Here is a 19828-nt window from a genome sequence, read left to right on the forward strand (position 1 = left end):
TTTGACGAAGAGCCGTTTTTTATTGCTACAGATAGGAGTAGGCTCAATTTCTAAGGGAAAAATACCAAACGTGAACCACACGAAAAAGACAAGTGACTTCCACTGTTTTTAATGGAAGGTACTTGCCTATTCATTGATAAAACGTTCAAATACAAAGGCGCTTCGAATGTATTCGGAAGCAGGGACCGTCCTCAAGAAAGAACAGACAAATCAACCTTTTTTCAATTGAATCATATGGAAGCTTTGCTTTTCCAGAATACCGGAAAGATGACCGTTTTCAAAGGTAACACTGGTGCCAGCTGTTGGTACGACGGTGGCAGGAGCGCCTTCGGTATTGACGGCTTTTAGATTGTCGTGGTGCAAGATTGTGTGTTTAGCCAAGAGATAGCCTTCGTATTGACGGAAATCACAAGTTAGTTCTAGATCATCGGTGAGGTCTTTGTTGACAGCAAAAATTGTCAGCAGGTCTTCGTTGTCATTTTCAATTACTACGGCATCCAAGTAGGAAGAGTCGCCATAACGGCTTGCAAATGTCGGTGCTTTGGTTTGAGTGTGCAGAACATGTCCGCGACCATGATTGGAGATCATTTCAAAAGGATAAAAAATAGTCTGTTTCCAGGCGCCAGTGTCAGAAGTCATAATTGGAGCAATCACGTTTACCAGTTGTGCTAGACAGCCGATTTTCACCCGATCTGCATGGCGCAGCATGGTGATCATCATGCTAGCTACTAAAAGCGCATCTTCAAAATTGTAGACATCTTCTAGCTGATGGGGATGTTGGCTCCAAGGCTCAATCTGCTTGTCTTGCTCATTGGAGTGATACCAGACATTCCACTCGTCAAAGGAGATGTTGATGTTCTTTTTGCCACGACGCTTGGCCTTTACTGCGTCGCAGATAGCGATGACTTCTCGAATAAATTGGTCCATCCCGTCTGAATTTGCCAGGTATTGCTGGCTATTGCCGTCGTGGTTACCATAATATTGATGCATAGAAATGTAATCTACTTGATCATAACATTGGTTTAAGACGGTATCTTCCCAGAATGCAAAAGTGGGCATGTCTAAGTTGGAGCTACCGCAAGCCACGGTCTCAATGTTGGGATCCACCATCCGCATGGCTTTACCGGCCTCTTCAGCAAGGCGCCCATATTCCAGTGCTGTCTTATGGCCTTCTTGCCACGGCCCATCCATTTCATTACCTAGGCACCAGAGCTTGATATCGTGGGGTTCGGCAACTCCGTGTTGGCGGCGCAGATCGCTGTAATAGCTGCCCTTTTTTAAGTTGGTGTATTCGATGATATTTTTTGCGGCTTCGATGCCGCGAGTTCCCAAGTTGACGGCCATCATTGGCTGGGTGTTGACGGTTTTGGTCCACTCCATAAATTCATTCAAACCGAACTGATTGGATTCCACCACTCGCCAAGCAAGGTCGATTTTATTTGGACGCTCTTGCTTAGGCCCGACACTGTCTTCCCATTTGTAGCCTGAGACAAAGTTACCGCCAGGGTAGCGAGTGATTGGAACATTCAGCTCACGAATTAGCTGTGCAACATCTTGTCGCAAGCCGTTTTCATCTGCTGCCGGATGTCCAGGTTGATAAATTCCTTCATAAACACAGCGACCCAAGTGCTCAACGAAGGAACCATAGATCCGTTGGTCAATTTCGGATAAAATAAAGTGTTTGTCGATCATAATTGAGGCTTTTTTCATAAGAAGTACTGCTCCTTTACTTTGTTTTCACCTAAAGTATAAAAGCAGTGCGCTCCTGAAAAAAGGAACTTATGTCGCAAAAGATTGATGCTTTCTCCGATAAATTTCTTTATCAAAAATAGCATCTTTGCTTAGACAGTAATTTACTGATAGAGGATTGACAAAATCTCCCCTTCTTGGGAAACTTGAGAAAATGAAAAAAGGCAGGAAATAAGATGGAAGTCACCTTCTGCGGGTATCATACCCACAATGTTAACCACGACCGAATCTATCGACCAGAGGGACTGGGAGAATACTTGTTTTTGTTGGTGTTGTCCCCTATGACCTTTATTTTTGCGGATGGGAGCACACAACAGGCTAAGCGGGGGGCATGTATTCTTTATACGCCAGGGACTTTTCAACACTATCAGGCGGAAAAGGAGTTTTTCAATAGTTTTGCTGAATTCACTGGTGCGACTGCTGCGGATTTGCCGGAAAAATTGCCAGTGAACCAATTGTTTTATCCAGGCAAAGATGAAAGTCTTAATCGGCTATTGCAAAAAATTCATCGGGAATACCTCCAACGGTTGCCGGAGAGCAGCGCATTAATCCACTTGTATTTGCAGGAATTATTGCTTTTAGCGGCTAGAGGTGCGGCCAATTATCAGGTACAAACCAGTGATCCTTCCTTGTACCACGAAATCCATTCGTTACGTCTTTTGATGCTGGCCAACTGTGAACAAGATTGGTCAGCAGAAAAAATGTGCCAATTATTACAACTAGGGAAGAGTCAGTTTTATCGATTGTATCGGGAGTATTTCCATACGACACCAAAAGAAGAATTGATTCAAGCAAGGCTGCAATTGGCAGTTTATCATATGACCAATCGCTCCATAACCATCCAAGAAGCAGCGTTTCAAGCAGGATTTGCCAATATCAATCACTTTCACCGTCTCTTTAAAAAACGCTATGGCTGTACTCCCATGCAATATCGTAGTTGAGGCTTGTCTATTCGGATAAAGGCAGCTTAAATGTGATGTCGCTGCCGATTTACTAAAGGAGCGCTACCCGTTAATAAGTAAAGTGAATAAAATATTTTGGCTCATGCAAAAAAAGCCGTGACATTTGTCCTGTCAACCTCCCCGAAGCGAAAAATACCAAACGTGAACCACACGAAAAAGACAAGTGACTTCCATTAAAAATAGTGGAAGTGACCTGTCTTTTTGTTGTTAAAAATTGGTTCAAGCGCTGACTAGCTTTTCAAAAAGCGCTCTTTGTATTCATCGTATTCTTCCTGAGTGATCAGACCGGCTTCTAGCGCCTGTTTTCGTTCTTTGAGTTTTTCATAATTGGTTTCTGTGGTCAATTGACTATTGTTGGCAGGTGGAGTAGTGGATAACTTGTGCCGATTGGCGGTAGTAATTCCATCCATCACGCCGTCTTGCATGTCACTTTTGCTATCTTCCAAAAGTTTGGCGATGTCAAAAACTACCCGTTTGGTCCAGAAGATACTGAAGACTTCGCGAAAACTCTCGATTCGCAGGGAGCCCCAAATGATACGGGTATTGGGATTGATGGTATTGATATTGTTCAAAGGGATACTCTTGTAATCGTTGTTGAAGGGTACCCAGCGGGCAAAAATCAGCCGACCAGAATTGGTGATAGCATAGGCGGAAAAACCTTTACAGCTGAAATAGCGGACTTTGCCTGTTTGGGAATCATGAACGCGTTCATGAAAATCTTCGTGGGATTCACCGGTTTCTGGATTGAAATTTTCCTTGTCTTCCGGATGATGACGAGCGATAAAAGTCGCCAATGCTTCTTCATCTTTTCCCAACGCGTTTTCGATTAGCTTGAAGTGTTTCTTCTGCAGCCAGCCACCAATCAGCGGGGTCATATTAAAGCCCAACTTGTGGTTGCGGGCGTAGGCATACATTTCCTCAGCTTTTTTCATAAACAACCCAACTCCTTGTATTCTGTCGAAAATAGGCAATATAGCTAGTAGTCGACGAGTTCAGCTCAGTCGTACTGGTGCTGTTTTCTTGCTATCAGTATAGCATACTGTCGCTGTTTTTCTGCCGAACAAGGTTGTAAGCTAATGCACATGAACAGTAAAAAACGCCTGCACCGAAATCAAGTTCGGCAACAGGCGATATCTTGTAAACTAAGCACGTATGGTGTTGTCATACAGAGTTTAGCGTAAATCTTGTTTTTTCAGCGGGTCTCTAAGTCGTGAAGAAATAGGCCGCTCAGCAGTTTGGGCTCAAACCACGTGGATTTCGGCGGCATAATCTCGCCGGCATCCGCAACATCCAGAAGATCTTGCATCCGAGTGGGGTACATAGAAAAAGCCAGATTCCAATCGTCCTCGTCTACTAAGCGTTCCAGCTCTTTAGGGCCACGAATACCGCCAACAAAATCAATCCGCTTGTCAGTACGAATGTCCATAATGCCAAAGATTTTTTCAAAGACTTGTTTTTGCAGCACAGAGACATCAAGACTACCCACAACATCCTCCGGCAGGATTGTCGGTTTGATGGTCAGTGTGTACCATTCATGAGCGACATACATCTGGATTTGTCCTTTGGCAGCAGGTTTCTTCACACCAGATTTGGCCACTGTAAAGGCGGTCGTTAACTGATCAAAAAAGTCTGAGGGAAGCGGCACCTGTAACACTCGGTTGTATTCCCAAATGGCTAATTGATCATCTGGAAAGATGATAGAAAGAAAATAGTCGCTTTCTGGGCTATTGGTTTGGTCCGCGCGTTTTTCCAAACCGACTTTGACTGCCGATTCTGTCCGATGGTGACCATCTGCAATATATAGCGCTGAAATTTCTGCAAAGCCGTCTGTGAGCGCATTGACTACCTCAGTGTCATCAATCACCCAGACTTTGTGGTTCACATCGTGGAAGCTGTCGAAATCATAGACCGGTGAGTGCTCTGTCTGCCAGTTGGCCATCAATTCTTGGAGGGCATTATTTGTACGGTAGCTCAAAAAGATGGGACTTGTATTGGCATCGCAAGCTTTAATGTGATTGATGCGATCGACTTCTTTTTCCGGGCGAGTAAATTCGTGTTTCTTAATCTTGCCTGAGACGTAATCATCGATAGCAGTGGTCGCTACCAGGCCAGTCTGGCTGCGGCCCATCATAGTCAGCTCGTACAAATACATGGTAGGAGCAGTTTCTTTTTTCAGCCACCCCTGCGCTAGAAAAGCTTGTAGATTAGCTGCAGCCTTTTGGTAGACCGCCGGATCATAAGGTGACAATTCTTCCGGTAGGTCGATTTCTGCCTTGTCGATATGGAAAAAGCTATAAGGATTGTCTGCAGCCAAGGCTTTTGCTTCTTGAGAATTTAACACATCGTAGGGCAGGCAGGCGACTTTATCAGCTAAATCTTCGGCGGGACGAATCCCTTCGAAAGGGCGTACCACAACCATCAGCAGCCACCCTCTTTGTTTTTAATAACCCGCACACGAACAATCTCAGGGTTTTTCGTCAACTTAGCTGCAACAGCTGCGACTTTATCTGCATCGTCTTCGTTGATATCCACCAGCGTATAGGCAAAATCATCCCGTCCGCGATTGATCATATTCTCGATATTGATCCCTTCTTCGGCGACAGCTGTGGAAATTTGCCCCAGCATGTTGGGGACATTTTTGTTGATAATGGTTAAACGATAGGGGCTGTTGAAGGCCATTTCAACAGTAGGAAAATTGACGGAGCGTTTGATGACGCCGGTTTCCAAGAAACGTTTTAAAGTCCGGGCGGCCATTTTGGCACAGTTAATCTCCGCTTCGTCTGTTGAAGCCCCCAAGTGAGGGAGGACTAGAACTTTATCATTGTGCAGTAGTGCTTCATCGGCAAAGTCTGTCGTGTAACCCGCCAAATCTTCGGCTTCCAATGCCGCCAAAACAGCCGCATCATCCACGATGCCACCACGGGCAAAGTTGAAAAGTTTTGCAGTTGGTTTCATCTTGGCGATTTCAGCAGTACCAATCATTCCTTGGGTCTTTTCGGTTAAGGGCACATGGACTGTGATAAAGTCGCAGGTAGTCATCAGTTCATTAAGATCATTGGCGCGCTGGACGCGACGAGAGATGCTCCAAGCCGTATCGACGGAAACAAAAGGATCAAAGCCCATGACTTCCATGCCTAAACGATAAGCATCATTAGCCACCATCGCACCAATTGCCCCCAAGCCGATAACCCCTAGTTTTTTGCCTTCCAGTTCGTGACCGGCAAACTGCGCTTTATTAGCTTCCGCTTGCGCTTCAACATCAGCACCAGCTAGAGTTTGGACCCATTGGGCACCTTGCAAGATTGGTCGCACGGATAATAATAGGCAGGCGATTACCAGTTCTTTCACCGCATTGGCATTGGCACCGGGCGTATTGAACACAACAATGCCTTTTTCTGTGCAGGCTGGTACGGGAATATTGTTGGTGCCCGCGCCGGCCCGAGCAACAGCTAACACAGATTCGGGAAATTCATAATCGTGCAGTTTTTGGCTGCGGAGAATGATTCCCTCCGGTGTGTCGCTTTCGTTGATGGCGTAATTTTCCTTGTCAAAACGAGCCATTCCTTCTGGGGCGATGGCATTGAATGTTTTAATATCGAACATCTCAGGCACCTCCATTTTCTTTTTCAAATGCTTCCATGAAAGCAATCAGATCCCTGACCCCTTGTTTGGGAAAGGCGTTGTATAGACTAGCCCGCATGCCACCAACCGAGCGATGACCTTTAAGATTTTGGAAGCCAGCCGCCAAAGCTTCAGCGTTGAACTTTTTGTCCAACTCGGCATCGCCAGTCACAAAAGGAATATTGGTGATGGAACGGCTGTCTTCTCTTACCGGGCTTTTAAACAGGGCAGAGTTGGCGATAGCCTCATAGAGTAGGCCGGCTTTTTCCTGATCTTCTTTCAAAATTCCCGGCACGCCGCCTTTTTCCTGTAACCATTCAAAGACCAATTTGGCGATGTAGATAGCAAATGTCGGTGGAGTATTATACAAGCTGTCATTGTCTGCTTGAATTTTATAGTCTAACATTGGTTCCGCTACTGGGCACAAGCCGATGAGATCATCACGAATGATGACTACCGTCAAACCAGCAGGACCGATGTTTTTCTGGGCTCCCGCGTAGATAATACCGAAATCTTCTACTTTATAATCATTTGCTAAAATATTTGATGACATATCAGCTACGATGGGAACTTTGCCAGCTTTAGGAATACTTTGATAGGCAGTACCTACAATGGTGTTGTTGGTGGTGATGTGGAGGTAGGCAGCTTCTTGGTCAATCATATCTTCTGTGATTGTCGGGATATGGGTGAATTTATCAGCTTCTGAAGAGGCGATGACTTCCACTTCAACGTTTTCCAAAGCTTTAGCCGCGCTGATAGCCTTTTTCGACCAAGAGCCGGTATTTGCATAAAGGGCCTTTTTGCCTTGAGCTAAGTTCAAAGGAACCATTGAAAATTGCAGGCTGGCACCCCCTTGTAAAAATAAGACCTTGTAATTATCGGGAATACCCATCAGCTCCCGCAGTAAGGCTTCAGCTTTCTTGATGATGTCGTCAAATAAGGAGGAACGATGACTCAACTCCATTACGGACATGCCACTACCCCGGTAATCTAAGAACTCGGATTGCGCCTTCTCCAACACTGGTTTTGGTAACACAGCAGGTCCGGCAGAAAAATTGTAAATCGTCATTGCATTCGCTCCTTTTCAAATTTTCATTCTCTACCCAATCAAGATTGAGTTATCGCTTAGTGTAACAGATGTTGTTGGGAGTTGGAAGAATATTGTGAAAATTTATACACCTTTTCTCTGATTGTTCGGAAAAATCTTGGTATTTTTTCATTCTTTATGCTTCTGTATCCAAAATACCAGCTGGTTTCTGTATATTCAAACATAACGATTGCTATAGGAAGACGTTTATACAAGAGAGTTCAGACAAAGTGGTAGTAGGCTGAAAAAATCCGAAAATAGGCTGAAAACTATCACCTTTTATTTTGAAAACCGCTGATTTCCAAAGTTTCTCTTATTTTAAGAAAGCTCACTGTGAAAAGATCCCGGTTCTGTTGTATAATGTCACTTACTGAACGCGACCTTCAAATCGTTTATTCAGAATCTATAATGAAATGATGGTGAAAACATGACAGACAACAGCAAGACTCGCGTTGTTGTGGGCATGAGCGGCGGGGTGGACTCGTCGGTAACAGCGCTGATCCTGAAAGAACAAGGCTATGATGTCATCGGGATCTTCATGAAAAATTGGGACGATACGGACGAAAATGGTGTCTGTACCGCGACGGAGGACTATAAAGACGTAGCCAAAGTTGCTTCTCAAATCGGGATTCCTTACTACTCGGTGAATTTCGAGAAAGAATACTGGGACCGCGTGTTTGAGTACTTTCTGGCGGAATACCGGGCTGGTCGGACGCCAAATCCAGATGTTATGTGCAATAAGGAAATCAAATTCAAAGCATTTTTGGACTACGCGCTGGAGCTGGGCGCGGATTACGTGGCAACCGGTCATTACGCACAGGTCACTCGCGACGCTGACGGAACTGTCCATATGCTACGGGGTGTTGACAACAACAAAGACCAGACTTACTTTTTGAGTCAGCTTTCCCAAGAGCAGCTACAAAAAACGCTGTTTCCTCTGGGGGGCATGGAAAAGTCCGAAGTCCGGGCAATCGCTGAAAGAGCAGGCTTAGCAACTGCTAAGAAAAAAGATTCCACCGGTGTTTGCTTTATCGGTGAAAAAAACTTCAAACAATTTTTGAGTAATTATCTGCCAGCTAAAAAAGGCCAGATGGTTACTGTGGATGGTGAAGTCAAAGGACAACACGACGGATTGATGTACTACACCATTGGTCAGCGTCAAGGCTTGGGAATTGGTGGCGGCGGAGCTACGCAAGAACCTTGGTTTGTCATCGGTAAGGACCTCAGCACCAACACCTTATATGTTGGGCAGGGCTTCCACAATCCGGCGCTTTATGCTGATCGTTTGGATGCCAGTCAGATTCACTTCACAACTCAGAAGGATAAGCCGCAAGAATTCCGCTGTACTGCTAAATTCCGTTACCGTCAGCAGGATGTGCCAGTGACAGTACGTTTGTTGGAAGGTGATCGAGCAGAAGTGATTTTCGATGAGCCGGCTCGGGCAGTTACACCGGGACAGGCAGTCGTTTTCTATGACGGTATGGAATGTCTCGGCGGCGGGTTGATTGACCACGCTTACCAAAAAGCTGAATTATTGCAATATGTTTAACAAAAGCAGGAGTCTCTCGTTGGAGGGGCTTCTTTTTTGTGTTTTAAAGGTAGAACTTTTATTTTGGGAGTCATAAAAAGCTAAATGAATTCAAGCCTTTTTCACTTTTTTCGATTTTCTTCAAAAAAAACCTGTTTCTAGAAATGAGAATAACAGCGATTTCAATTAGAATGTGGTAAAATTAAACTGCAGAAAACAATGAGAGAAGGAGGCGGCCAGATGCGCTTAAAGGAATTTTTTAGTAAGGAAGAATTGTGGGTGTTGGATGAGGAGCTGTTCCATGAGGCGTATTATGAAATTTTGGAGGGACGCTGGCGACATCACAGTGACAGCTGCGCCCAACAATTTCAGAAGTTGGAGGCGATGGACCGCCGCCGTTATGCCCTTAAAGCTGCCGAGGTCTATTTGCAGGACTTGCCGGAATGGGAATTGGAAACCTATTTCTCCCGTTATGGTAGCCGACATTTGGACACGGTAAGAGAAAGCCGCCAAGATAGCAAACTAAAAATTTGAGCCTATGGGAGCGGCTAGGTTGCTGGCAACAGCTGTAAAAAGAGGCGATATTTAGACGCCATTGTCATGAGAGGCAAAAACAAAGAGCAGAGGGGCTGAAAATTTCAGTTGCCACTGCTCTTTTTTTGTGTGAAATTTCGGTACTTTGAAAATCGGCCTATACTATTTTGCCAACAGCACTAGCAGTTGGTACAGGTTATTGGTATACTCTAGTCAAAATCACTTGTTAGGGGGAATTGTTGTGGTTAATGATCCGTTTTTTGAATTAGGGGAAATGCCTATTTTGTTCAAAGTCATCCCGGCACTGGTTGTACTGCTTTTTGTGGTTATTATTGGAACAGTCCTTTATCGACTAATCAAAAATGTGTCTTCACCAAAAGAAGTGGTATTGGCCACTTTGATTGACAAAAATGCCGCGACTCAATGGAATGGCGAAACTTCTTACACCGATTATATGCTGATCTTTGAAGATAAGCATGGCAAACGAATTGCTTTGGATGTCAATCGTAAGGTTTTCAGTCAGCTGGTGGTAGGAGATAGTGGCCGTTTAACTTATCAAGGCAGCTGGTTCAAAGACTTCGAACGAGTCGCTTAAGCGGAGTCAGCCGATAATTAGCGGCGCTTTGCAATGCTTCTCGTCTTCAGAATAAAAGGAACAGCTAGACACGAATATTATCAAAAGGGAATGTGATGTAAGTTACTTCCAAGTGCTAAACAGCGTATGTTTAACCACAATTAATAAAAAGGATACGGATAAGGAAAATTTGTGACCTTATTTATGTCTTAGTCCGAAGCGAGAACATTACCACACGTGTAAAGAGAAGTGAATTAGGCTGACTTGGCTTGATGAAATCAAGGTTAGTCAGCCTTTGACATTTTTAGCAATGAAAAGCCGGCAATCTTCCAATGATTTTTAATGGAAGATTGTCGGCTTTTGGGGGCTCACATTTGGTATTGTTCGCTTCGTAGGACGGTGACTCAACTATTGGCACAGCCCCTTTGGGTGAGCTCCGTCATCTGAAGGGGTGGACAAGTAAGAGAGCCAGCTACCAAAGTTGGCAACGGTTTGGCTTAATTGCCGGTATTCTCATTGTTTTGGCGATGACGACGGATGTCAGCAGTATTTTTTCTCACTAGCAAGTAGTTAAGCAGGACTAAAAATGAGGTAGAGATAAAGACACCGCGGTAGCCGAAAAAGCTAGAGATAGACGAGCCGATCATAGGCCCAAAAACATTGCCGGTAGCTTGGAAGGACTGGTTGTAGCTGAAGATACGTCCAGCAGCATGATGCGGCGAATATTTGGTAATCAGTGAATTGACTGCCGGCAATAGACAAGCATCGGAAACGCCAATCAAAAAACGCAATACGCCCAGCTGCCAAACATTGGTGACAAAGGCCATCGGGAGATAGACAAAAATGGCTAGGATCAACCCAGCTGCCAATATGCGCTCACTGCCGATGCGGTCTCCCAGTCGACCCATCCGGGGGGCGGCAATTAATGTCGCGATACCGGGGATGGAAGCGATGATACCGCTGACTAAGGTGACATTCCCATGACCACCTAGGAGCTGGCGAATGTAGAGGCTGATGATGGGGCTGATGGAATTATTGGATGCTTGAATAATCATGGTGGTGATGAACATTCCCAGCACCACCTTGGGATATTTCAATTCTTTTAGAATTGCAGAGGCTGGCTGCAGAGCTTCTTTTTCCACCGGAGTAAACTCTTCATGAACAAAAAGCAGGCTCAAAATAAACACGATAAACAGAATGGTACCGGTAATGAAAAAGGTGGTTCGATAGCCAAATGCAGTAGCGGTGAGTCCCCCTAAGAGCGGGCCTAATAGTTGACCGGTGACTGCTCCGGTGGCCAAGGTACCCAAGACTTGGCCACTGCGGGCTTTAGGAGTGCCAGTAGCCACAAGGGCAGTGGCATTTGAAACATAGCCGGAAAAGACGCCTTGTAAAAGCCTCAGACCCACCAGCTGGTAGACGTTAGTGACCAGTCCCATCAGCGAAATCACGACTGCCATACCCAGACTGGCTCGCAAAAGCATCAATTTGCGGCCTTTTTGATCTGCTAAACGTCCCCACCAAGGAGAAATTAGCGTCGTCACCAGAAATGTGGCGGAAAAGGCCAACCCGCTCCACAAGTTCAGAGCCTGGGAGGAAAAATTTCCCAGTGTATCTATGTAAAGGGACATGAAGGGCATCACGAGGCTAAAGCCAATCCCCGCCATAAAGGTACCAAACCACAAAACGATTAGATTCTTTTCCCAGACCGGACGTGGCTGGCTGAGTTTTTCTTTCAAACGTTGAATGAGTATCGACAGCAAATCAAGCGCTCCTTTTAAAAAAATTTAAGATTAAGTAACGGTGGTTCTTTTTAACGGATTTTTGGAGGTGGTTTGCGTAAGAAATACGTAACAACCGTTTTTTGTTAACAAATTTGAACCAATAATAATCATAGTACAGGTAAGATCGAACAGCAAGTTGAGAAATTTTGAGAAGTGACAATCTGTAAAATGTGAGAAAAAAATTTTCACTTCTGCAAATATATAAATACTTTAAGCTTTTCAAACAGAATCCTTGCCCCGCTTTAAAAAGGCGGTTAATATTGTCTTATCAAGTTTGGGTATGGAACTCTTCGAACAAAAGAAACGAAGGACATGTGGGGACATGATTCGTCGGTGACTTAACCGAAGAGCTTTACTACACGAAATCATTTCAGGGGAAAAGGGAGTAATGATATGTATCAAGTCATTGTAATGTATGGGGACAATGAGCCCTGGTGGTTCTTTGAAGATTGGCGCCGTGATATCCGCAGCCAAGTGGAATTTGCCGACGCTGCCAAAGCCAAAGCCTTTTACAAGCAGGAATGGCAGCGACTAGCCCAAAAATTTCCCAATAGCTCTGCCAAAGCAAATTTTCTCAGCGCCTTCTGGAAAGAAGACGATGAGCGCTGGTGTGAAGAATGCGACGATTATATCCAACAATACACCGGCTTGGCGCTGCTGAAGGATTACCAACCTGTCAGCGAAACTAGCGAACGAGATTTATTTGAAAATCTCCATGCTGAACAAAAAATCAAAAGCTGTCAGCGGATCAGACAAGATCCGGCTGTAGTCTGAGGTGTCGCCAGTGAGATGGCCCCAAAATTTACTGTCACCTTATCCGGATCCTACTCTACCACTGCTTGCTCTGTTCTAAAACAGGCGGGCTGGGTCAGCCAGGGTCCGGATTTTGTTGTGTCTGTTAGTAAAAACAGTTTTCGATGGAAGCTGCCGACAGCAGTGTTTTACGACTTCGATCCGCAAGTTTTCTAAGAAGTACTTACAAGGGGAAAGGCGAAGATAACAGAGGTGGCGCCGCAGAGAATTTGATTGTAAAATGGTAGGAAGACAACGCACTGTAGCTGCTGGCGAGAATCATTTTTTTAGCGACAGCTTTTGATAAAGGAGAGAATCATGGGAAAAAAACTAATCGTGACTGAAAAACCCAGTGTGGCTAAGGACTATGCCAAAATATTGGGAGCCAAACCCCAAGGACGGGATTATTTTGAAAGTGATCGCTATTTGATTACCTGGGCTTATGGTCACCTGCTGACTTTAAAACTGCCGGAAGATATCGATCCGGCATGGCGTACCTGGCAGATGGAAACCCTGCCCATGATCCCCAAACAGATTGGCTTAAAGCCGCTACCAAAGACTTCCCGTCAGTTGAAGCTGATTGGCAATTTGGCAAAACGCAAGGATGTCACCGGTGGCATAATCGCTACTGACTCCGGTCGTGAAGGGGAAGCTGTTGGTCGCTATATTTTTGAATGGCTGAAATTCAGCAAACCGTTGGAACGTCTGTGGATTTCTTCTCAGACTGAAAAAGCCGTTAAAACGGGTTTTGCGCAATTAAAACCGGCGAAAGATTATGAAAATCTGTACCAATCCGCAGTAGCGCGGGGCAAGGCTGACTGGTTGGTAGGACTAAATGTGACCCGTGCATTGACGGTAAAATACGAGGATAACCTCAGTGCCGGCCGGGTCCAAACACCGACATTGAACCTCGTGCATAGCGCACAGGAGAAGTCAGAAAAGTTCATTCCTACAACTTACTATTCGATCGACTTAGTACATGGCAACGAAACAGGACGATTGCAGTTGAAAAACCCGCAACAGTTCACCGAGCGGCAGCAGGCTGAAGATTTTGTTAAAGAACTGGCAGGCAAGATTGGTAGGGTAACCGATGTCTCGGTCAAAGAAAAAGCGGTGGCGGCCCCGCTACCCTATGATTTGACGGAGCTGCAACAGACTGCCAATAGCCTGTATCAGTACTCTGCCAAAAAGACTTTGTCGATTGTACAAAGCCTGTATGAGACCCATAAAATCGTCAGCTATCCCCGGACGGATTCCAAGTATTTGCCAAAAGATGTGGCAGCAACGATGAAAGAGCGACTGCAGGCTTTGGCAGGGTACGATGAGCGTGCCAAGCGCTATCTGGCTCAAGGCGCGACGGTTCGGCAGACGGCAGTCTTCAATGATAGCAAAGTGACGGATCACTACGCTTTGATACCCACAGAAGAACGGCCTCGGTATGAAAAACTGAGCACTGATGAAAGTCGCGTGTATAATCTGATCGTGGAACGTTTTTTGGGACTCTTCGCAGAAAAATACGTGACTGCCACCACCAAGGCACAAGTGCAGGTGGCAGATGCTGTCTTCTACTTCAAACAAGAAAAAGTTTTACAAGCCGGTTGGAAAGCAGAAACGAAAGAAACCAGCCAAAGTACTTCTAAAACAGACTGGTCAGCAATCAAAAGCGTCAAAGGTGATTTCAAAATCAACAAAGAGCTCACGAGTGCGCCAAAACTGGCAACAGAAGGTACGCTTTTGGCGCAAATGGAAAAGTGGAACCTGGGGACACCTGCCACTCGTGCTGAAATCATCGAGAAGCTGTTGAAGTCTGAATTGATGGAGCGACGGGGTAACTTTTTAGCAGTAACTCCTAAAGGGCGCCAACTGTTGTCGCTGGTAAATCCTTCATTGGCTTCGCCAGAGTTGACAGCTAAGTGGGAACGCAGCTTGGAAGCCATCGCTAAGGGTCAAGAAAATCCTCGGCGCTTCTTACAAGGCATCGAAGCAGATACTAAGCGTTTGGTGGCTGAAATCAAAGCGTCAAAAGAAACCTACAAAGATTTTTCACTGACTACGAAAATCTGTCCAGAGTGCGGATCGCAATTGCGAGAACGTAACACCAAAGATGGCAAAATCTATATCTGCAGCAACAGTGAGTGTAGTTATCGGCGACGCAAAGATCCTAAAGTATCCAATCATCGTTGCCCACAATGCCACAAAAAAATGGAAATCATTGACGGAAAAAACGGCGCCTTTTTCAAATGTAAATTCTGCGGCATCACCGAAAAGGTTCCCGACAAACAAGAGCGAAAGAAAAAAATGACCAAAAATGAAGAACGACGGCTGATGAAGCAGTACTCGCAAGCAGAAGATAACGTTGAAAGTCCTTTAGCAGCAGCTCTGAAGGCCGCAATGGAAAACAAAGACTGAGCTATAATCTATCGTAATCATTAGTCCTGCTGATTACGATTTAATGAAATGACAGAAAGGAGGAAGAGTTGTGAATTATGTGATCGTCGGTCTTTTTGCATTTTTAGGCGGAAATCTTCGGTATGGGGTTAGCTTACTGTTTCCCAAAGTGAATGGCTTTCCGATAGCGACATTGCTCGTCAATCTGCTGGGCTGCTTTTTGTTTAGTTGGCTGGTGAAGCATATTATGGCAGACCGAGATATGAATGGTCGTCTGATATTAGGTGTCGGGACAGGTTTTTTCGGCGCCTTGACCACGTTTTCGTCCTTTGCACTAGATACGATACAACTCTTCCAAGCCGGAAATATCGGCGGCGCATTCGTGTATCTGTTGGTGTCGATTGTAGGTGGCCTGCTGTTTGCATACCTGGGAGAAGCTGTCTACCATCCCAAAGAAGGCGGTGAGGAGGTATGATGTCTTTTCTGTTAGTCGGTCTCGGTGCCTCGCTGGGGGCTGTCACTCGGTATGGGATCAACCGTTTTTTTGAAAAAAGGCCCCATCCTTACCCATTTGCTACTCAGCTAATCAATTTGACCGGCGCTTTGCTGTTGGGAATTTTTGCCGGCCTCCATCTCAATCAGTCCTGGTATTTGTTTCTGGGTACCGGTATGATGGGAGGCTACACCACCTTTTCTACCTTCAATTTTGAACTGTTTACTCTATACAGAAATGATCGGCCATTGTTTTATACGTATTTTGCTATTTCCTATGGCGGCGGATTGCTATTGAGTTTTGTAGGGGTTTTTCTCGGCAGTTTATTGAGCTGAGGCGTTTTTCAGAAATTGTTGATAATAAAAGCCAAGCTCCTTCCACTGTTTTAATGGAAGGAGCTTGGCTTTTTTGGTTCCCCTTTGGTAGTGTCGCTTTAGAGGAGACTGGAGGATTGTCACCGCCTGCTGTTTTTTGTGCTATCTATGAGGAGATCGAATTTTTCAGTGTCTATTTCATGATATCGTAGACGTCTTTAGAGATTTTGGAAATCGTTTCGTAACTAGAATTATTAGTCATGACGCAGATAATGTAGGGCTGTTTGGTGTAGACAATTCCGCAGTCATGGGCATAGCCGTAGAGATCACCAATTTTGTGGGCGACTCTGACTGGGAGATATTTTGGCAGTCGCTGGCTGTCGTAAGTGGTGTTGGATAAATAATCAAGGACTTTGCCGCCGTTGTGATACATCTCTTTTAGAAGCAGAGCATTTTCTTTGGCGGAAACATAGCGGAATCGGTCCCACTTGCGCCCGACAACGCGACTGATCTCATTTTTCATCTTTTGATCATATTGATTGGCTCCGTAATAGCCAAGAAAATTAGCCCCTTGATTGTCGGAATACTTACAGGTCCAGTTCATAATCGTATCCAAGCTGTACTTTCCGCCAAAAGGCTTCCCTTGCAGAATGCCGGCGCCGCCTCTCATATAAGAAAGTGACATGGTATTGATTTTGTCTGTATAGGTATAGAGCTTTTTAGAATCCAGCTTTTTCTCATTGATTAGTTTTTGCGTGTAATACAAGACCGGGAGTTTACCAGTGCTGGCGGCCATGAAACTTTGATTGCCATTAATCTGGGCGGTTTGCCCATCAGTAAGACTCATGACATAGATACCCACGTTGCCTGCTTTGTATTTCTTGTTCAGCATGGTTTGGACTTTACTCAGTTTGCTTTTGGTAGAAGTTGCAGTTTTGGTGGCATCGGCGTTGATATAGCCGTACCACTTGCCTTTTTCATCATATAAAGAAAGATACTTCGAGCCGTTGAAGTGACGGTAGTAGCCCTGAGCAGTGAACAATTTACTGCGGTAAGAGGAGCTGCTTGCTTTTTTCTTCCAGGAGAAGTTTTGCCACAGACTCCAGTTTTGTTTGGTGAGAATCACCTGTTGGCCGCTTTTCTGCCAAATTCCTTGTTGACCGTTAGCCACTTTGGCTCCACTGACGTTTAGATAACCTTGCCACTTGTTTTTATTGTCATAAAGACTGTAATAGATGGAACCGTTAAAATGGCGGTATTGTCCCTTTGCTAAATAGGTTTTAGTAGCGAGAGTACTACTTTTTTGTTTGGCGTTCCAAGAAAAGCTGCTCCACAAGGTGTAATTTTTGCTTGTAACTGTGACGTATTTGTTCAGCTGCTGCCAACTACCTTGTGCCCCGCTGGTGAGGGTGACTCCGGTAGCGTTGATGTAGCCAACCCAGTTATTTTTATTATCGTAGAGACTTAAATACGTGCTGCCGTTGAAATGCTTGTATTGGCCTTTTGCCCGAAACGTTTGTCCCATTACTGATTTGGAGGTATTCTTTTTAGTCCAGTTAAAGCTGCCCCAGATGGTATAATTGGCACTTTTAATCGTAGCATAGCGGCCGTTGTTCTGATAATTCCCCTGTGGACCGGCGGTATAAGTGACGGTGGCTTCTTCGACATAGCCCACCCAAGTATCTTTGCCGTTGCGCTTTTCATAGACGCTGAGGTAATTTTTCCCATTGGCGTGATAATAGATTCCTTTAGCTAGCAAGACCCGATTCAAAAAAGCGGCAGTATTGTGCTTGTTTTTGAAAGTAAAATCTTTCCAGATCACAGTTTGACTATTTTTCAGATATAGGTAGCGACCGTGGCTGCGATAAGTTCCTTGCGCATCTGTCAAGGTGGCAGCAGACTGAGGCAACCAGCCAATGACTTTGCCGCTGCTGCTGACTTGATAAAAGGTAGTACCGTTGAAATGTCTGGCTTGAGCTGTGATTGTCAATGTGCTTTTTAAAAAGTCGGTTGCGGGGCGAACCTTGCTTCCGCCGGCGTCTTGCCAGATGACTGCTTGAGTATCGCTGATGACAAGATAACCAGAAAGTAGTGTTGGGGTGCCGAAAGCATCAGCAGCAAATGTGCCAGCCGTATCTTTGCCATAAATCAGTTGGCCGGTATTTGTTGCCAATTCCAATAGATGGCCGTCAGCTGCTTCACTGCTACGAAGGATTTGTAATGTTTGACCCGCAGTGATTCCGGTGGCGGGCTGTGTTGTTTGCGGATCATTAAAGAGTGCCTCAGGATCATTTACAGTGAAATAACCTGCCGCTTCGATCCAATCAACCTCTGGCAGGTCTTGCGTCTCAGTGTCACTTGTCGGCTTTTTCTCCCCAATATCCTGGGTGCCAGAAGGAGGAGTTTCCCCTGAATTAGCGGTGCTGCTGTCTTGAGTGGTACTTATCGAGCCTGTCTCGTTATCAGAGCTGCTATTGGTAGACGAGACAGCAGGGGGATTGCTGCTGTCATTGGTCAATGTATCAGAAGACGATTCCTCGTTTTCAACGTTGATTCTTTGACCACTGCTGGTGGATGTAGTGGTGCTGGAGAAAGTTTCCGCCTGAACCACAGGGGAAAAGGACATGCTGACCAACAGTCCTAAAGTAAGTAAACCAACTTTTTTCATTTTTATCCTCCTTAAAAATTGCCGACTACTTTCTTTTTTGCAAGAAAAGAGCCTATTAATTTGATTATAGCATCGAGCGGGAGTTTTCGTCTTGTTTCAAATGAAAAGAGCAGCGTGGAAATCGGTATCTAAAAAAGGGCACGTTATTTGCTGAGTTTTGCTAATTTGCTCAAAAAAAAATCTTGTTTTTTATTGACACACAGACTGAAAGCGTTTACTATAAGTGTGAAGTTAACCGGTTTCTAAAAAATAGACTGGATAAAGGAGGTTCCCAAATGAACCATGTGACCATCCAAGATGTCGCCAAGGCAGCGGGGGTCTCCAAAACCACCATCTCTCGCTTTCTTAACGGTAAATATCAATACATGTCAGAAGAAACCAAAGAAAAGATTCAGGCTGTCATAAAAGAGCTGGATTACATTCCCAGCAAACAAGCTCGCTCATTGAAATCCAAGCAAAAATATTTGATTGGCTTAATTGTAGCTGATATTGGTAATCTTTATTCCATGTATCTGATCAAAGCGGTGCAAGATGCATTGGCAGATACCGAATACCAGTTGGTGATGATGAGTACTGACAATTCGTTGGAAAAAGAAAATCACGCCCTAAAAGAATTGGCAGGTCAAGACATTGCCGGTATTATTTTGCAGCCGGTGGATCGCGTAGATGCGCCTTACGAAAGCTTAAAGAATTTTACGGTACCGATAGTTCTGATTGACCGTTATCTGGAACAGGTCTCTCATCCCAGTGTGTTGACAGATAATTTTGTTGCTACTCGGCGGATGGGTCAGCTGATTGTAGCGGCAGGGTACAAAAAGATTGTCCATGTTAGTGAACCATTGCAGGGAATCAGCGTACGTCTTGATCGTCATGATGCTATGAAGCTCACCGCACTGGAAAACGGTCTGGGCTTTACGCTGATTGAAGCAGAAGGTGGCCGCGGCTTAACCCCCGAGAAAATTACAGCCGAGATTGACGGACCAACAGCATTTTTCGCAGCTAACGGAAATGCGCTGCAATCACTGGTAACTGTTTGCAAAAAAGGTGGTCTTGGCTATCCGGAAGATTTGGGACTGGCAGGGTTTGATGATTGGTTTTGGGCAGAGCTTTTGACGCCTACTATCACTAGCATCCACCAAGACCCAACCGGAATTGGTCGACAAGCATTGGAGTTATTGCTGCAAAAAATTGCTGGTGGAGATTTCAACGGCCGTTTGGAAATTGCTGCCAATATTTTTCAAGGTGATTCCTTGTAATACATTAAATTCACAACTGTTGCCGGGGCAGGTCCTCGGCGCAGCCAGGGTAGTTAACAATCAGAATGGAGTGAAAGA

The 19828-nt window shown here is 45.0% G+C and carries 16 protein-coding genes; 9 read left to right on the top strand and 7 right to left on the bottom strand.

The genetic code is table 11. From position 1 onward, the window contains the following. Positions 1–210: 210 nt before the first annotated feature. Positions 211–1710 (bottom strand): alpha-N-arabinofuranosidase, encoded by a 1500-nt coding sequence (locus BAU14_RS04020; RefSeq protein ID WP_161898801.1) that lies wholly within the window; start codon positions 1708–1710, stop codon positions 211–213. A 215-nt stretch (positions 1711–1925) separates the two neighbouring features. Here BAU14_RS04020 and BAU14_RS04025 point away from each other — a divergent pair, with 215 nt between their 5' ends. After that, the gene (locus BAU14_RS04025) at positions 1926–2690 is read left to right on the top strand and encodes a helix-turn-helix transcriptional regulator (protein WP_161898802.1); all 765 of its coding nucleotides are present in this window, start codon (positions 1926–1928) and stop codon (positions 2688–2690) included. Positions 2691–2941: 251 nt separating this feature from the next. On the opposite strand, the gene BAU14_RS04030 is transcribed toward BAU14_RS04025, so the two are convergent. From BAU14_RS04030 to serC, 4 genes are all read right to left on the bottom strand, one after another. Further along, a complete protein-coding gene (locus BAU14_RS04030) occupies positions 2942–3643 on the bottom strand; it encodes a hypothetical protein (protein WP_161898803.1) in 702 nt (233 codons plus the stop codon). A gap of 260 nt (positions 3644–3903) precedes the next feature. Beyond that, complete coding sequence (locus BAU14_RS04035) at positions 3904–5130, bottom strand: DUF1015 domain-containing protein (protein WP_161898804.1); 1227 nt, start codon at positions 5128–5130, stop codon at positions 3904–3906. Then, positions 5130–6314 (bottom strand): 3-phosphoglycerate dehydrogenase family protein, encoded by a 1185-nt coding sequence (locus BAU14_RS04040; RefSeq protein WP_161898805.1) that lies wholly within the window; start codon positions 6312–6314, stop codon positions 5130–5132. Before BAU14_RS04040 ends, BAU14_RS04035 begins: the two co-directional genes overlap by 1 nt. Position 6315: 1 nt before the next feature. Next, on the bottom strand, positions 6316–7401 hold the full coding sequence (gene serC, locus BAU14_RS04045) for a 3-phosphoserine/phosphohydroxythreonine transaminase (protein ID WP_161898806.1): 1086 nt from the start codon (positions 7399–7401) through the stop codon (positions 6316–6318). A 445-nt stretch (positions 7402–7846) separates the two neighbouring features. On the opposite strand from serC, the gene mnmA reads away from it, so the two are divergent. From mnmA to BAU14_RS04060, 3 genes are all read left to right on the top strand, one after another. Then, positions 7847–8968: a tRNA 2-thiouridine(34) synthase MnmA gene (gene mnmA / locus BAU14_RS04050; protein WP_161898807.1), complete on the top strand. Its 1122-nt coding sequence runs from the start codon at positions 7847–7849 to the stop codon at positions 8966–8968. 219 nt (positions 8969–9187) lie between these two features. Then, entirely contained in the window at positions 9188–9481 is a 294-nt protein-coding gene (locus BAU14_RS04055) for a hypothetical protein (protein WP_161898808.1), read from the top strand. A gap of 241 nt (positions 9482–9722) precedes the next feature. Beyond that, positions 9723–10076: a DUF2500 domain-containing protein gene (locus BAU14_RS04060; RefSeq protein ID WP_161898809.1), complete on the top strand. Its 354-nt coding sequence runs from the start codon at positions 9723–9725 to the stop codon at positions 10074–10076. A gap of 476 nt (positions 10077–10552) precedes the next feature. On the opposite strand, the gene BAU14_RS04065 is transcribed toward BAU14_RS04060, so the two are convergent. Next, positions 10553–11809, bottom strand: coding sequence for a multidrug efflux MFS transporter (locus tag BAU14_RS04065; RefSeq protein ID WP_420022077.1), 1257 nt, complete (start codon positions 11807–11809; stop codon positions 10553–10555). A gap of 423 nt (positions 11810–12232) precedes the next feature. Here BAU14_RS04065 and BAU14_RS04070 point away from each other — a divergent pair, with 423 nt between their 5' ends. From BAU14_RS04070 to crcB, 4 genes are all read left to right on the top strand, one after another. Continuing rightward, positions 12233–12613, top strand: coding sequence for a DUF1033 family protein (locus tag BAU14_RS04070; RefSeq protein ID WP_161898811.1), 381 nt, complete (start codon positions 12233–12235; stop codon positions 12611–12613). 336 nt (positions 12614–12949) lie between these two features. Next, entirely contained in the window at positions 12950–15040 is a 2091-nt protein-coding gene (locus BAU14_RS04075) for a DNA topoisomerase 3 (protein WP_161898812.1), read from the top strand. Between the two features lie 70 nt (positions 15041–15110). Next, positions 15111–15494: a fluoride efflux transporter FluC gene (locus tag BAU14_RS04080; RefSeq protein ID WP_161898813.1), complete on the top strand. Its 384-nt coding sequence runs from the start codon at positions 15111–15113 to the stop codon at positions 15492–15494. Beyond that, positions 15494–15847 carry a fluoride efflux transporter CrcB gene (crcB, locus tag BAU14_RS04085; RefSeq protein WP_161898814.1) on the top strand — a complete coding sequence of 118 codons (354 nt, stop codon included), beginning with the start codon at positions 15494–15496 and terminating at the stop codon, positions 15845–15847. Before BAU14_RS04080 ends, crcB begins: the two co-directional genes overlap by 1 nt. Before the next feature lie 172 nt (positions 15848–16019). Here crcB and BAU14_RS04090 read toward each other — a convergent pair whose 3' ends face one another. Beyond that, positions 16020–18494 (bottom strand): serine hydrolase, encoded by a 2475-nt coding sequence (locus BAU14_RS04090; RefSeq protein WP_161898815.1) that lies wholly within the window; start codon positions 18492–18494, stop codon positions 16020–16022. Between the two features lie 275 nt (positions 18495–18769). Between BAU14_RS04090 and BAU14_RS04095 the strand changes: the two genes are divergently transcribed. Next, complete coding sequence (locus BAU14_RS04095; protein WP_161898816.1) at positions 18770–19750, top strand: LacI family DNA-binding transcriptional regulator; 981 nt, start codon at positions 18770–18772, stop codon at positions 19748–19750. Positions 19751–19828: the final 78 nt, after the last annotated feature.

Source organism: Candidatus Enterococcus leclercqii (genome assembly GCF_009933135.1).
Lineage (GTDB): Bacteria > Bacillota > Bacilli > Lactobacillales > Enterococcaceae > Enterococcus_C > Enterococcus_C leclercqii.

Bases quoted from the DNA above. Each gene is read 5' to 3' on its own strand.
- BAU14_RS04020 (WP_161898801.1), bottom strand. From the start codon at position 1,710: ATGAAAAAAGCCTCAATTATGATCGACAAACACTTTATTTTATCCGAA.
- BAU14_RS04025 (WP_161898802.1), top strand. From the start codon at position 1,926: ATGGAAGTCACCTTCTGCGGGTATCATACCCACAATGTTAACCACGAC.
- BAU14_RS04030 (WP_161898803.1), bottom strand. From the start codon at position 3,643: ATGAAAAAAGCTGAGGAAATGTATGCCTACGCCCGCAACCACAAGTTG.
- BAU14_RS04035 (WP_161898804.1), bottom strand. From the start codon at position 5,130: ATGGTTGTGGTACGCCCTTTCGAAGGGATTCGTCCCGCCGAAGATTTA.
- BAU14_RS04040 (WP_161898805.1), bottom strand. From the start codon at position 6,314: ATGTTCGATATTAAAACATTCAATGCCATCGCCCCAGAAGGAATGGCT.
- serC (WP_161898806.1), bottom strand. From the start codon at position 7,401: ATGACGATTTACAATTTTTCTGCCGGACCTGCTGTGTTACCAAAACCA.
- mnmA (WP_161898807.1), top strand. From the start codon at position 7,847: ATGACAGACAACAGCAAGACTCGCGTTGTTGTGGGCATGAGCGGCGGG.
- BAU14_RS04055 (WP_161898808.1), top strand. From the start codon at position 9,188: ATGCGCTTAAAGGAATTTTTTAGTAAGGAAGAATTGTGGGTGTTGGAT.
- BAU14_RS04070 (WP_161898811.1), top strand. From the start codon at position 12,233: ATGTATCAAGTCATTGTAATGTATGGGGACAATGAGCCCTGGTGGTTC.
- BAU14_RS04075 (WP_161898812.1), top strand. From the start codon at position 12,950: ATGGGAAAAAAACTAATCGTGACTGAAAAACCCAGTGTGGCTAAGGAC.
- crcB (WP_161898814.1), top strand. From the start codon at position 15,494: ATGTCTTTTCTGTTAGTCGGTCTCGGTGCCTCGCTGGGGGCTGTCACT.
- BAU14_RS04090 (WP_161898815.1), bottom strand. From the start codon at position 18,494: ATGAAAAAAGTTGGTTTACTTACTTTAGGACTGTTGGTCAGCATGTCC.
- BAU14_RS04095 (WP_161898816.1), top strand. From the start codon at position 18,770: ATGAACCATGTGACCATCCAAGATGTCGCCAAGGCAGCGGGGGTCTCC.